The 15,523-nt window shown below is 43.1% G+C and carries 9 protein-coding genes; 3 read left to right on the top strand and 6 right to left on the bottom strand.

From position 1 onward, the window contains the following. Positions 1–243: 243 nt before the first annotated feature. The 3 genes from RRG12_RS26355 to RRG12_RS26345 form a co-directional block, all read right to left on the bottom strand. Positions 244–1,122 carry an NAD(P)-dependent oxidoreductase gene (locus RRG12_RS26355; RefSeq protein ID WP_420761215.1) on the bottom strand — a complete coding sequence of 293 codons (879 nt, stop codon included), beginning with the start codon at positions 1,120–1,122 and terminating at the stop codon, positions 244–246. A 516-nt stretch (positions 1,123–1,638) separates the two neighbouring features. After that, positions 1,639–2,823 (bottom strand): class I SAM-dependent methyltransferase, encoded by a 1,185-nt coding sequence (locus RRG12_RS26350; protein WP_420761214.1) that lies wholly within the window; start codon positions 2,821–2,823, stop codon positions 1,639–1,641. A 90-nt stretch (positions 2,824–2,913) separates the two neighbouring features. Then, entirely contained in the window at positions 2,914–3,873 is a 960-nt protein-coding gene (locus RRG12_RS26345) for an alpha/beta fold hydrolase (RefSeq protein WP_420761213.1), read from the bottom strand. 476 nt (positions 3,874–4,349) lie between these two features. Between RRG12_RS26345 and RRG12_RS26340 the strand changes: the two genes are divergently transcribed. Next, positions 4,350–6,638, top strand: coding sequence for a PhoD-like phosphatase (locus tag RRG12_RS26340; RefSeq protein WP_420761212.1), 2,289 nt, complete (start codon positions 4,350–4,352; stop codon positions 6,636–6,638). Between the two features lie 70 nt (positions 6,639–6,708). Here the strand turns inward: RRG12_RS26340 and psbA are convergent, their stop codons facing one another. The 3 genes from psbA to RRG12_RS26325 form a co-directional block, all read right to left on the bottom strand. Then, positions 6,709–7,791, bottom strand: coding sequence for a photosystem II q(b) protein (psbA, locus tag RRG12_RS26335; protein WP_069072082.1), 1,083 nt, complete (start codon positions 7,789–7,791; stop codon positions 6,709–6,711). A gap of 340 nt (positions 7,792–8,131) precedes the next feature. Next, a complete protein-coding gene (locus tag RRG12_RS26330) occupies positions 8,132–9,631 on the bottom strand; it encodes an MBOAT family O-acyltransferase (protein WP_420761211.1) in 1,500 nt (499 codons plus the stop codon). 118 nt (positions 9,632–9,749) lie between these two features. Then, positions 9,750–12,758, bottom strand: a complete 3,009-nt coding sequence (locus RRG12_RS26325; RefSeq protein ID WP_420761210.1) for a DUF1574 domain-containing protein — start codon at positions 12,756–12,758, stop codon at positions 9,750–9,752. A 484-nt stretch (positions 12,759–13,242) separates the two neighbouring features. Between RRG12_RS26325 and RRG12_RS26320 the strand changes: the two genes are divergently transcribed. Together RRG12_RS26320 and RRG12_RS26315 are read left to right on the top strand one after the other, a co-directional pair. Further along, positions 13,243–13,497, top strand: coding sequence for a hypothetical protein (locus RRG12_RS26320; RefSeq protein ID WP_420761205.1), 255 nt, complete (start codon positions 13,243–13,245; stop codon positions 13,495–13,497). Between the two features lie 84 nt (positions 13,498–13,581). Further along, positions 13,582–15,523 (top strand): phosphoenolpyruvate carboxylase (locus RRG12_RS26315; protein ID WP_420761209.1); only part of this gene is annotated, 1,942 nt, incomplete at its 3' end.

The raw sequence follows: 15,523 nt of genomic DNA, 5'->3' as shown, positions 1-15,523 counted from the left end.
GCGCAATACACTTGGGTTAAGAAAAATTGTAGTGATTGTCTTGAGAATCAGCGAAGCCCAACAAATACCAAGGTATTTGTTGGGCTTCGTTCCTCAAACGCCACTTGACGGCAGTTGAAGGCAGTTCCTTTTCCTGTCAGAGATGCTTACGCACAAAGAAAGAAGTCAGGAAATTAGCCCAACGCACTTGGACTTGGCTCCCCAATACCTGCGAAATCTAGGCGTGGGATGAGCTTAAACTCTTTATTCCCCGATTCCTTCTCCCCATTCTTTAATTACAGAAAATAGTGATGAGTAATCATCATCAGCAAATGACATTTTCACGGCTGTTTGCAAAATTTCCCGCACACCTTTAATACTGCTAAGATCCAAACTCCGAGATTTAGCTTCTGAGATAAACAATTCTGTATCTTTAAGCAAGTGTTTTGTGGGGAAATTGGGATCAGCATAATTGCCATCCAACATCCGTTGTAGCTTTTTGTCAAAGGTAGGTGCGTAGAGTGGACTGTCGCGCAATATTTGCATAAATACATCCACATCGACACCCTGACGCTGGATAAAAGCTAGACTCAGAGCAAAGCTAGTTGTTAGAGAAGCTATTAGTTGATTTAGTGCCAACTTGAGCGCCGCCGCAGATCCCACTGGCCCTATAAGTAAAGGTTCTGTCCCAAAATTTTGGAGTAACTTTAAATGGCGTTGATATTGTTCTGGCTCGGCACCTACCATAACACTCAACTTGCCAGCTTTTGCTTCTGGGATACTCCCTAATACAGGTGCTTCTAAATACTCACCACCACCCCCAACAACTGCATCTCTAATTTCCTGGCTTTCTGTGGGAGTAATTGTCCCCATTTGGATGATTGTGCGTCCTTCCAAAGTTTGCCAAGAAGTATCTGAAAGCAACACATTATAAATAGCCGGGGCATTAGTTAGCATGAGGATTATGCACTCAGCAGCACGAATGGCGTGGCGGGGATGTGTGACAATTTCAGCCCCAGCGGCTTGTAGTGGTGCTAATTTTTCTGGGGTACGATTGTAGGCAACTAGCTGTATATCTGCGGCTAATAACCTTTGAGCCATTGGTAGTCCCATCAGTCCAATTCCCAGAAATGCCACCTTCATTTTTCACGTTCCTTTAATACAGCATCACCGATAGCGTTCGTTTAGCGTCTCGTAGAGAAGCGTTAGCGAGTGATTAAGCGTCATAGCCCATCGTGGACATTGCGAAACCTCTTGCAAAAGTTCCTTAGCACCCCCCAGCCCCTCCCCATGTGCGGGAAGGGGAGACTTTGACGTAAGTCAAAGGCGGGGTGGGGTTCTTTTTTTGATTTATGCAAGAAGTCTATTATTTAATTCAAATTTGTTGGGAAGTAGTTATTTGAGACTTAAGATACAATCCCAAATCCCAGTTTCCTACTCCCTAACTTTGGCAATCAACCACCAGCGGCAAAAGTTACCATAATTATCACTGAAAGTAAAATCCCAGGGGTAAGTAGTGTTGCTAGCATTAGCAGGTCATGAGTGGACATAATTATTACTTTGGTAGTGTGTTTAACTTTACAGTAATCACTGTTATGCTAGTCTAAATAAGACTGATACTGCATTCTTAAATAGAGTTTTAACTTTTCAAATTTACGTTTACTCTGGCAGAGTCAATCCTTTTAGTGGCTGAGAAGTTTCTGTATTCTTCAGACCTTTGCTCTGAATTAGGACTCCAAAGCCGCCTAGTCCCGTGGGATCTATAAGTTGGTGTAGTGCGTCCCGCCGCTGTAGTAACTGTGAGAGCAGTTGCTTTTGATAAGAAAGGGCAGCAATGCGATCGCCTAACCCCAACGCCATCAAAAATAATCCCTGCTGGATAAAACCAATATTCTTTAAATTGTACTTCTCGCCCCAGCGTTCCAAAGCCGTAAAGTTAACATGGGCAGTGATATCTTGTCGCCCAATATTAATATAAGGGTTGTCATGGAAACGATGATGGTAATAACACTGTAGCGTTCCTTGCGATCGCCTGGGATTATAGTAACGATTGGCGGGGTAACCATAATCAATTGTTAACACATAGCCACGCTGCAAGCGGTCTGCTACTATACTCAACCAGTCTAAAGCAGCTAAATTAATTTCACTACGGTAGCCATCTGGATATGCACTTTGGGTCAAGTCCATTTCCACTAAGTCTAAATACTCAGCTAATTGGGGGGTTGAAGGTTCTCCTGTTACTTCTATAAATGGACATGGGGCATTGCTTGCTTTCTCATTCTTATCTGTGGTTACATAAATTTCTCGCAGTTCCCCCTTCTCTAGGACGAATTGATGGACGGGGAACGCATCTACTAATTCATTAGAAAAAAAGCAACCTGCGATCGCATTTGGTGGTATCTCCTCTAAATTGCACCAACGTACAGGGAAATCTTGCAAGCGTTGCTGCTGTTCTGCTCTTAAAGCTGGCGACTTTTCAACAATGATGTATTCCAGCGCGGTAAAAAAATCTGGGTAGCATAGCTGATGATATTTGAGGATATGCAATGCCAGCAATCCTTTACCTGCTCCCATTTCTACTAGAGTAAAGGGTACAGGGTTTCCTAAAATTTCCCACATTTGGAAAAATTGTTCTGCTAGTAACTCGCCAAAGTCAGGGCAGAGGTTAGGAGAAGTGAAAAAATCACCACCCTCAAAGCCAATTTTGACTGCATCGCTAGAATAGTAGCCATGTTCAGGGTGGTATAATACCATATCCATGAATTCGGCGAAAGTAATTCGTTGTTGGGGACTAGTGGTAATGTGATTTGCGATCGCTGCACACAATGCTGAATTTGAATCCATAAAATTTAATATTGGGGAAAAAAGAAAATAAATGAATTATGGATGATGCAAAACAAAATTCATAATTTCCCTGTTCAGCATCTATGTTCCTTAACCCGGACGAGAAGGATCAACTTTATTTAGAACAATTTTTACAGCATCTATGATTACATCAGGTTGATCTACCCATACAAAATGACCGCTCTTACTTGCTTGAAGTTGAGTACAATTCGTTGATAACTTCAGTAACTCTATATGCATCTGCTTCCGCAATTGGTTAGCACTTCGCAGAGGAATAAAAACAGTCCAAAGAGAAGGTTTTAAAAAAGAATTTGCTTTGATATTAACTATAGGCAGATCACCAAACTGGTTAGCTATTCTCACCTCACGTCCACTAATGCTGAGATTTAACATCTCTCGACTCATTGTAATCCAGTGTTTAGGACGGCAAAAGGAACGTTTGATTGAATTAAGTAAGTGCTGAGGAAATTTACCTAATTCCGGCTTCAGCACTTCAAATATTTTGCATATCCTCATTAATCGAATAATGCCAAGTATTGAGCCGAGAATAGACATCACAAAGCCAGATATAAAAAAGAGTTTTAAAGCTTGCAACTGAAAAGACATTTTGAGCATTTCAGTCTCATGTAGTCCGTCTGTGAGTACCATTCCAATAACTTTCTCAGGAAACCGATGGGCATACAGCCGGACATTGTAGCTACCAAAAGAATCTCCTATCAAAATATAGGGTGGTTCAATTCCTGCTTGAGTAAGGAGCGTATCTAATTCTGTCACAATTTGATTGCTGGTTCGGGGATGTGGGCTGTGATTGCTCCATCCATAACCCGCTCTGTCATAGATACATACTCGCGCTAACTTGGCCAATTCTTCAACTAGGAGATAGCCCTCAATTCCCCCTAAACTGTGGTCTAGGACAATTGTTGGATTAGTGTTTCCTGCAATGTAGAGATGTAAACTATATCCACCCACATCAAACATTTGACCGGGGGGCAGTTTTCGATCTTCAAACCAGCACGCGATCGCTTGATAAAGTGTTGTAGTAACTAGCATAAAAACTCTGATTAGGATCAACATAGTTAAGTCTTCTTGCTAGTTAACGGCCTCGCCGCATTGTGCACGATAGCATATTATGTCAAATTTGATCCAGTGCGGTCGAAATAACTAATATCAGAAAATTAGGTATTGATTTTTTAGAGGCGATCGCAAAACCCATTTTTGCAACTCATTCCTTGGTTAATCGAGCATCAGCGTTCTATGGGGTTGGTTAAAGCAACGCTTCAGAGGATGTTTGAAAAGTTTTGGGCGAATATAATTCGCTACTACACAAGCTAAGTCCACCTGCGTGGACTAGCAGAAAATCAATGCCTTCTGCCCTCAGCAAGAACTGCCTCCTGCCTTCTTGAAGCTATGAACTGATGTTAAACAGATAAGAATTGATGCATGATTGGTGATTAGATGAGTTTGGGCTACCAATTTAGGAGCAAAATAACACATCTAAAAAACCACCACTTTGTTAACTGTTTGCAATGAAGTATCAAGTTGGGGACAAGTTTTTACAAGAACTGCCACTGATTTTAGCGGGGCCAATCCTCCAACATACTGAACCAGAGTCGGTGACGGTATGGGTAGCACTGAAACAGTCTTGTCAGGTAGAACTTAAAGTTTATGACACAACAGATGATGGTAAAGCACTAGAAAATTGCTTATTGGATGGGGAACGCTCTACCTTTTCTCTGGGGAAGCATCTTCATGTAGTTGCGATAACGGCTCGGTCTACGGTTGGACATCGCCTAACTGGAGGTCACATCTATGCATACGATCTCCAGTTTACTGTTGCTGACCAAACCCCGCAAACTCTGCAACAAGCATTATGCTCAAACTCCTCTCCTACAGTCAGCATTAGCTACTTCGATCATCAAAAACCAACCTTTGTTTTGCCGCCTAACTGTCTGCAAGATTTACAAATTGTCCATGCTTCCTGCCGTAAACCTCATGGTCATGGGTTTGATGCACTGCCAATTCTTGACACTTTAATTGAGGCTGCGGCTAATCAACCCCAACATCGCCCTCACCAGCTGTTCCTCACCGGAGATCAAATTTACGGCGACGATGTATCAGAACCGTCATTGTGGGTTGCCAGTACTCTTGGTGATGCACTCTTGGGTTGGGAAGAACAACTTCCTGTGAATGGAGTATACTGCACTCCCCAGCAACTACCCCCTGGAGAGCGGTCTGAAGTTGCGACAAATCAAGCAGGCTTGACCGCAGGACTACATAATAAACCTGAGAAAGTTAACAGTCATCTTTTCAGTCTGGGCGAGTATTACGCTACTTATTTACTAGCTTGGTCGCCAGTATGCTGGCCGATCGCATTTCCCAAAGGACACCAAGTAATGCGCGATCGCCACGCTATCAAGGACTGGAATCGGGCAGTATGGCATTTGCGACAATTAATTTATACGCTTTGGAAAGTGCGTCGCGCCCTTGCCAATATTCCCATGTACACCATCTTTGATGACCATGATGTTAGTGATGACTGGAACCTAAACCAAGCTTGGTGTTTGCGAGTGCTGGGGCGTCCTTTAGGGCGAAGAATAGTTCAAAATGCATTGTTAGCCTACACGGTATTTCAAGCGTGGGGCAACACACCAGGGCAATTTGCTGAAGGTCAATCTGGTGAAAAGCTGTTGATGGCTGCACAAGCTTGGTCAGCTTCCCAAGGGACGGATGTAAAGGCTGATGAGGCGATCGCTCGTTATGTAGGTATGCCAGCCAAAGATCCGCACACAGGCTTACCTATCTTAGTCCGAGACGGTCCAGTATTTATTCTGGATCGACATCCTGAAGCACTGACTTGGCACTACATAGTCAGGAGCGATTGCCATGAAGTAATTGTGCTTGATACGCGTACTTGGCGGGGTTATCCAGCCGATCAAAAAGCGATCGCGCCGCCGATGTTGTTGTGTCCACAAGCCTTTGAGCAACAACTACTTTTACCTTTACAAGAAGTAGCTGAACAAACTCAGATTCAAACTACATTTGTGATTGCGCCCACTAATGTATTTGGACTACAAGTGATTGATTGGATTCACCATTGGCATTTAAAACGGGAGAAAGTTTTTTCAACCGATGTTGGAGATGCCTGGAACATTAATACTGGAGCGCTGGCACAATTCTTAACTACCTTGTTTGAGGAACGTCAACAAGTCGTGATTCTATCCGGGGATATTCACTACAGTTCTGTTGCTCACTTGTCTTATGCACGTACCCATTCCAAATTACAGTCTGTCTTAGTGCAGTTAACAGCTAGTGCATTAAAGAATGAAGAGATTTTGACACGGCTTATTCATACACGATTGAAAGATTGGCTGTTACCAGAAAAGGTGAGACATTGGATAGGGTGGCTCAATCCACCCAATATGGTAGAAATTTCCGAGAAACAATTACACCATAATCGCCAGATGCTAGCTAACTCTGACTGGCATTGTGTGCTGGAGTGGATACCTCGAAATAGTGTTCAAACTTCTGCCTACACAGCAGATATATTTTCGTTGATAGCTCCCTGGAAACGAGCCAAAAATGCCAAATGGAAATGGTTACAACCTGTGATGTTTTGGAAATCTCGTTGGTTTCAGGAGGGGCGGGAAGTCGTTGGATTGAATAATTTAGCTTTGGTTCACTTTGAGTTACCAGATGGGAGTAATTCTTGCAAAGTTATTCAAGATTTGTATTGGTTTTCTTCTTGGTATCCAACCCAAATTGTTTACAGCCGTTTTGAGAGCCAGTTAACGCCCAATCAGTCCTTATTACGATAACCAGCTTTGCTCATTAAAAAAAGCGCCCCCATCTCTGGAGGGCGCTTTTTATTTAGCTAATACTGAAGTATTAACCGTTGATAGCAGGAGCGGTCATTGCTACAGGTGCAATTTCACCAGCAGCCAAATCGAGTGGGAAGTTGTGAGCGTTACGCTCGTGCATTACTTCCATACCCAAGTTAGCGCGGTTGATTACGTCTGCCCAAGTGCTGATAACGCGACCTTGGGAGTCAATGATTGATTGGTTGAAGTTGAAACCGTTCAGGTTGAATGCCATCGTGCTGATACCCAAAGCGGTGAACCAGATACCGACGACAGGCCAAGCTGCGAGGAAGAAGTGCAGTGAACGGCTGTTGTTGAAAGAAGCGTATTGGAAGATTAGACGACCGAAGTAGCCGTGGGCTGCAACGATGTTGTAGGTTTCTTCTTCTTGACCGAACTTGTAACCGTAGTTTTGTGATTCGGTTTCGGTGGTTTCACGCACCAAGGAAGAAGTTACTAGAGAACCGTGCATTGCAGAGAACAAGGAACCGCCGAATACACCAGCCACACCTAACATGTGGAAGGGGTGCATCAAGATGTTATGTTCTGCTTGGAACACAATCATGAAGTTGAAGGTTCCAGAGATACCCAAAGGCATACCATCAGAGAAAGAACCTTGACCGATTGGGTAGATCAAGAATACTGCGGTAGCGGAAGCCAAAGGTGCGCTGTAAGCTACGCAGATCCAAGGACGCATACCTAAGCGGTAAGAAAGTTCCCACTGACGACCAAGGTATGCAGCGCAACCGATCAAGAAGTGGAAAACTACCAATTGGTAAGGGCCGCCATTGTACAACCACTCATCTAAGGAAGCAGCTTCCCAGATTGGGTAGAAGTGCAAGCCGATGGCGTTTGAAGAAGGAACAACTGCACCAGAGATGATGTTGTTTCCGTAGATCAAAGAACCTGCAACTGGTTCGCGGATACCATCGATGTCCACAGGAGGAGCAGCGATAAAGGCAATTACGAAGCAGGTGGTCGCAGCTAGCAGGGTAGGAATCATCAAAACACCAAACCAACCGATGTAAATACGGTTGTCAGTGCTGGTGATCCACTCGCAAAAGCGATCCCATACGCTAGCGCCAGAGCGCCGTTGTAAGGTTGTGGTCATTGTTTTATAAGTGCTATTTGTTGTTAAATATGGAACAAGCAAGATTGATTTTGCCTGTTGAAATACAGTCTACATGAATTTACTTTGACGCGATCTTTGACTTAATATTCTGTAACAGTATTCTTTAAAAAGATCATCGAAATATAAAGTTTTTCTACTAGATAAAAGCAATGGACTGAGGCTTTGTAAGCCACTTCAAGACCAATCTAGCTATAACTTTCAATGATGCGATCGCCTAGTTAATTGTCTTTACATTCCTTTACAAATAAGCTGTTAGAAAAATTTCAAGTCCTGTTGATTTGTAACGAAATAATAAGTTGTAAATTGTCTTATGTTTCTGTTAAAAATCAAAGTAAATGTAGGGCAAACTCCCTTCAGGAGCGAATAACCAAACAGCGTAGAAACAGATGGGAACGAAGACAAGCTTAAGAGGCCAATTAAACTCTAACTTCAGCATTCGGTTGAAGGCATAGACTATAGCCATGAAGGCAGCTAAAGTTAGAAGTACCCAAGTGAGTTGGTATTGACTCATATTTAAGGCATCTACATAGACCTTTTGAGCAAACTGGGCATCAGCTGGATAACCCCAAAGATGGCGAATTACCAAGGAAGAGTCTTGAAGATTAGGTAGACGGAACCAAATCCAAGAGGTAAAAACCATTAATTGGGTCAAGAACCAAGCGACAAAGATACCTAGAGGATTTTGCCAGAAATGTTCTAGATTTTCAAAGCGATCGCTTATAGAATCTGTAAGTCGATGAACCACCAAGGCTAACCCGTGGAATATCCCCCAAACTACATAACCCAAAGCAGCACCGTGCCAGATACCAGCGATTAGCATCACAATAAATAAATTCCAGCAGGTACGGACTAAACCCCGACGGGAACCACCCAAAGGAAAGTAGACATAGTTACGCAGCCAATCTCCTAGAGTCATGTGCCAGCGCCGCCAAAATTCTGAAATATTGGTGCTGAAGTAGGGAAAGTCAAAATTCTCAGGTAGAACCAAGCCGAAAAGCATAGCACTACCACGGGCAATATCTACGTAGCCATTGAAATCTAGATATAACTGCAAACCGTAGGCGAATGTAGCTAACCAGAGATCAGTACTACCCGCCCGTTGCAGATTACCAAAACATAAATCGACGAAAATTCCGAGGTGGTCTGCAAAAATACCTTTTTTGACTGCGCCCCTAGCAATCAACCACAGCGCCTCAGCTACTCTATCGCTACCGGGAAAGTTTAGTGTATTGAATTGATTTGCTAAGTTGTGATAGCGCGTAATCGGGCCGGAAATCAGTTTGGCAAAGAATAATTTGTAGGTGGCAAATTTGACAAAATTATCACTAGCAGGGGCACCACGATAGACATCTACTAAATAGGCAATGCATTCAAAGGTGAAAAAGGAAATTCCTAATGGTGCAATCAATTTAAAAGAGCTATCTGGTGAGTTTGTTTGCACATGAAAAACAAACTTGAATAAAGGAGTAAAATACTTAAAACCTAATAATAGTAAAACATTTAGACTTATACCCACCCACAAAACTTTTAGACGGCGACGATTCCAATCACCTTGAGCAAATTGCCACTCTTCATTAGAAATTTGCCAATCAAGAGAATGTTTTCCTGGTGATGTGTTTTGCCCAATCTCCAGCCCTACACGGAAATTAATAAACGTCAAGGCTAATAGTAATGGTATGTACTGAATATGCAAAGATGCATAGAAAACCAAACTGGCAATTAGCAGCGTCCACAATCGCAATTTCTGTTGTGCCAAAGACCAGTAAATTCCTAATACACTCAATAAGAACAGCCCATAGAAAATTGATATAAAGTTCATTTTTTAGTCATTTGTCATTTGTCATTTGTCATTGGTCATTTGTCATTAATCATTGGGTGTTGTAGATTACTCTTCCCATTCCCCATTCCCCATTCCCCATTCCCCATTCCCCAGTTCTTTACTTCACTGGCCAAGGAATCATCGGGTCATTAGCCAACTTTTTCGAGACTTCGTATGCACCAAAGCGGTTGAGGTGGCTAGGATCAGAAAAGTAGTCATTTACTTTTATCCACTGTTGGCTCAAATCACGATAAATAAAGTTGGGATTAGTAGCCAAACGCAACATATATTGCTGAAATTCTTGCTCATATTGCCTACGCACTGGATCTAAATAATCTCCTGTCAGAGGCATATTGACAAACACTAAGGAAATTTTCTGAGATTGGGCAAACTGAAGGACTTCTTGAAAAGCAGCATCTTGCTGTCCTTCTACTTGGAAAGATTTATAGTCATTGTCGTAATTTCCGGTAACTCTAGAATATTTTTGATAATATCTAGCGGGATTGAAGCGAATAGACAAAGGTAGAAAGCCATCGAAGTCAACTGATTGCCGAGAAGTACTTTCATCTGAAGTACCGTCTGTTAGCTGTCTTTCTGATGCAACTGTCTGATTATGACCAAGTATGAGTAGTTGTTTTTGCAGTAAACTTTTTATTTGATCGCGATTTGGATAGCTACTGGAAACAGATGCTAGAGCTTGATTCAATGACTCATTGACAGCTTGATACGTACTAATCTCCGGTACGTCCTCATTTGTCTTTTTCTCTCCCGAATTTACCGCATTTTCGGCTAAATCATCGCTATTTGCATCTGTTGGTGTTTTTTGGAATGCTTGTTTATAACCAGCTGATGCAGCGATGGATTTAAAGGTAATATCCTCGCGTCCACCGTTGAAAGCACGAGCACCATCTGCCCAGATAATTATTTTAGGCAGTTCTGATGGTTCTAATACGTGGCGAATCACAAAGTCTACAACTTGTGCGGTAGCACCGTTGATCCCAAAATTAAACACGTCCAGATTTGGATAGCCCTGAGTCGCTAAAGCTTTAGAAAGTGCTGCTGGATCTACTCCTCTGAGGGCGCGGGAGGAGCCGATAATTAATACATCTGGCGGATTACCAGTTCTCGCTAAACGCTGTTTATACAGTGCTAGTTGTTCATCTAACTGCCTGACATTGAAACTTGGCATCTGCGATCGCGCTGCTAAAAGAATAGCTGTTGCGGTTGCTTTTTCTTTCAGTGGTGCGGCTGCCAAATTCTTGGTCGGGGTATCATCATTTTGAGTAAATTCCGAAGCATTAAATACAGAACTCTGATTTGGAGGAGATTTTTTCTTGGAAGTGCTGCTAAAAAATGTCGTGTCCCCACTCTGATTTTTCCCAGATGTCAAAGATGCCTTATGCTCAGAGGATGATGGAAGCGAGACATTAGCGACTTTTGGCAAACTAGTACGTGCAATAATTCGACCCAATACCCAATCAGTTTGGAGGGTGAGCAATAATCCCAGTGTTCCCCAAACTAAAGCAATCTTAATTCCTTGAACATCATGGTTATGTTCCGCTGACTGGTTGCTTTCGGTAAATAACTGGCTTTTCAACAGGAATTTTTTCGCTGTTGAATTCGCCGTTGTCATCCAATCTCGCGCTACTTCGGTTACAAAATTTTGAACTTCTTCTGTTGTTAAGTCGGGGCGCAAAATTGGCTCACTAGTCTCAGAGGTTACAAGATCGTTAACGTATTTAGAGGTAGCAGCAAATTCTGGGGTTGCTTCTGGCACTAAACGCTGGCGATGTTCAAGATCAACGCCATAATGCCAAAAAGGTTCTTTATTCCCAGCGCGGCGACCGTATATACGTACTCCCATCATACCGGGAATTTTTAATTGGCGAATAAACTGCGTAATTTTACTTGCTACTTGTTGCCGCCCTGGACAAACAGGTGCATCACACATAATGTGCAATAAATCATTTTTGTTCAGTAAAAGTACGCGAATTCCACCTGTCAATAGCCGCCAATCCAAGTCAGGATTGAGTAAGCGCTCTAGTAAAAATATGATGGCTGGTTCATCGCCAGTATTTGCCAACTCTAGTGGTGATGGGGCAAAGGCGGGATGTTTTGCAGCGGGCAAAGCCAGCCAATCAATCCAAGTGGGTTGCTTGTCGCCTGCTTTTTGTCCGTATACGGTGGCAGCGAGAATGCCTTGAGGTGCGATCGCTTCTAGCTGGGGTAAGATCGCCTTTAAGCACACTTCCTTGTCTGGGATTGGGGCAGTTCCTAGGGGATCAAAAGCTGGGGTACAAAAAATATGTAGCGTTGATTCTTTCAGAGAAGCTTGGACAGCAATTTTTAACCCTGATAGTACCTCAGTTAATAATCGAGCGATCGCTTGTATATCCCCCCAACGTGCCCACTCTTTCAGCATCACTTCTGGTGGTGTCAAATCCACCCGCAGCAGCCAATCATGTACAGTTTCGCCGCTCACCTGGGAAACAATAACTGCATCTTGGTAGCCGGAAAGCTTGAGATAACGCAACTTTTGGGCTATTGGTTCAGCAAGCAAAGATGCATCAGGGCTATAGCTCGACTGACAAAATATCCACAGGCGATTTTCTTCTGGCTGAGAATTCTTTGGCTTATATAGCTTAATCTTTGCCTGTACGGATACACCTAAAGTACTCAGAGTTTCGCTGAGATATCGAGCGATCGCTTCTGGGTTCCCTTGGCGTGCCAAACTTTCGTTAGAGACAATTAACGCTCCACCCGATTGTTTTGATTTTTCCGAATCTGCTAGCAAGGCTTGCTCCACCTGCTCCAGATGCTTATCTATTTGATTCAAGTAAACCCGATGGCACCATTTGGGGCGCTGTTCCCCTTTTCTTCGGCCATAGACAAATACTTGATATATTGAGGGTTGTTCGTTACTTGTGAGGATATCTAAGTTTGTTTGCTGTAGTGCTTGCAGCAAATCAGACAAAGTGTGCCAACGCTGCGGACATTCTGTACCTTCACAAAGAATATGAAGGTCATTTCCCCGCAACCGGACTTTCACCCCGAAAGTGTTGATCCCTGTTGCTTGGCTTACCCATTGCACTAAGGATTGCTGGCGATCTGGTAATACTGTTTTCATGCTCAGTTAACTTTACAGGAAGCGATTGTTGGGGGATAGTGCCTGCACTTGTAAACTAGAACCATAGGTCTATCACACTCTGACGTTTTTTTTTAACAATTTTGTTACCTTCGTAGCTCACAAAATCGGCCAAGATAGTCTTGTACAGGTTGCAAGTCTGACTAATGTTGAGTTTTGCGTTTATTTTACTAATAGGGAGTCAAAATTCAAAAGTTAGGAGTTAGGAGTTAAAAGTTAGGAGTTAGGAGTCAGGAGTCAGGAGTCAGAATAATTCTATATGACTGGCTGATAACTTGTCCTTTAAAACCGGACTCGCGTCCCAATGTGCTAATGTAACGCCCCTGGCCCCTGATAGGCGAAACAAACAACAAGCTTATCTCATTTCAACTCCATCCCTTAAATGTTGGAGTCATCTTAACTCCTAACTCTTAACTCCTGACTCATAACTCCTTTTGCCTCATATTCCCATAACCAAAAATTAGCAATGCCTCCTACCAACCAACAACCCGCAACTAACCCCACATCCAATTTGGATTTTTTTAGCATTCCCCAATCTTTCCTTTTACAAATAGGTACAGCGTCTATATTACTGCTGCTCATTACCGGAAAAACTACAGTAAGAGCACTAGAATCCATCGGGGAAGCCAGTGAAGAATTATTTCGAGGCGATCGCCTACCCAACCTCGACTTCCCAGATGAACACGAAATCAATCAAGATGAGAAGATATACACCAAATAATTATTTGCTCAGGAACAACCCGGTGAGCATTCAGTGCAAAACCTAGAACCGTAAACAGTAATTAGCTTTACAAGAATAGAGAATATGGGTTCCCTTTTATACTCTTCGTCTCAAACTGCGGATATATACCCGGTGTCGGAATTATTTTTGCGTCATCGTCTCCAGGTAGTGGAAGAATTGTGGGAGTCAGTTCTCCGGCAAGAATGCGGTCAGAATATGGTAGATTTGTTGCGGCAGTTGCGCGATCTATGTTCACCAGAAGGACAAGCAACAAATGACCAAGCATCCTCAGCCGTTAAATTAATTGAACAACTAAATATCAACGAAGCAATCCGTGCGGCTCGTGCTTTCGCTCTATATTTTCAGTTGATCAACATCATAGAGCAGGAATACGAACAACGGCAGCAATTGAGTCGCTATGAAGCAGAAACAGAGCCTACAGACGCAGAAAGAGCATCTAATGTCAATTACTCGTCCAATCAAAGAGAAGATGATGCGCCTGTTAGCAAGGGAATCGCAGCAGAATTGCTGGCAAAAAATTATCTAGAAAAAGCGCAAGTCAAACCAAAAGGGACTTTTGCTGCTTTATTTCCCTATTTATTCAAACTGAATGTACCACCCCAGCAAATTCAACGTTTAATTGCACATCTGGATGTGCGTTTAGTTTTCACAGCGCACCCGACGGAAATTGTTCGCCATACTATCCGGGATAAGCAGCGCCAGGTGGTACAACTCTTGCAAAAGCTGGATACCTTAGAAAACCATTTTGGTACTACAGCCGGGGGATATGCTTGGGAAGCAGCAGATGTCCGCGAACAATTGCTCGAAGAAATTCGCCTGTGGTGGCGCACAGATGAACTGCACCAGTTCAAACCTACGGTGCTAGATGAAGTAGATTATGCCCTGCACTACTTCCAAGAAGTTTTATTTGATGGCATTCCCCAACTTTATAAACGTTTCAAACATACCCTATCCAATACCTTTCCTTGGCTAGAACCACCGAGTAAAAACTTTTGCTCTTTCGGTTCTTGGGTAGGCTCAGACAGGGATGGGAATCCATCAGTCACACCCGAAATTACCTGGAAGACAGCTTGCTATCAGCGCAAAATGGTGATCGGGAGATATATTCAGTCAGTGAAAAATCTGATTGAATTGTTGAGTGTGTCGATGCACTGGAGTGATGTTTTACCAGACTTACTGGAATCTCTAGAATTGGATCAGTCCCAGTTGAGCGAAGTTTATGACGCACTGGCGCTGCGTTATCGACAAGAACCCTATCGGCTCAAACTAGCTTATGTGCTGAAACGGCTGGAAAATACTCGCGATCGCAATCTAGCTTTATACAATCGAGAAACGCCAAAAAATCAAGATAGCCCCCTGTATCTTTCCGGAGCCGATTTTTTAGCAGAACTGCGGATGATTCAGCGCAACTTGACAGAAACAGGTTTAAGCTGTCGAGAATTAGAAAATCTCATTTGTCAAGTAGAAATTTTTGGTTTTAACTTGACACAGCTAGATATTCGCCAAGAATCATCCCGCCACGCCGATGCGCTGAATGAAATCCTGGAATACCTGCAAATATTACCTCAACCTTACAACGAACTCTCTGAGGAGCAAAGAGTCGCTTGGCTCACAGGAGAACTGCAAACCCGTCGGCCATTAATTCCGGCAGAATTGCCATTTTCCGAAAAAACCAACGATGTAATTGAAACCTTTCGCGTCGTGCGATCGCTCCAACAAGAATTTGGTCTAAATATTTGCCAAACTTACATTATCAGTATGTGCCGCGACGTGAGCGATGTGCTGGAAGTGTTGCTGTTAGCCAAAGAAGCCAGACTTTTTGACCCCGCCATTGCTGTAGGAACTATTCAAGTTGTCCCCCTATTTGAAACAGTAGAAGACTTACAACGCTCCAGAAGCGTCATGCGGAAACTGTTTGAACTGCCGTTATATCGCGCCTTATTAGCCGGCGGCTACGAACAAACAAAAGCAGAAGATACCGATGAAAATTCATCCTCCCCTGCCT

Source organism: Nostoc sp. CALU 546, from assembly GCF_048836525.1.
The sequence above is the reverse complement of the archived record's forward strand: the minus strand, read 5'-3'. Positions and strand labels throughout refer to the sequence as shown.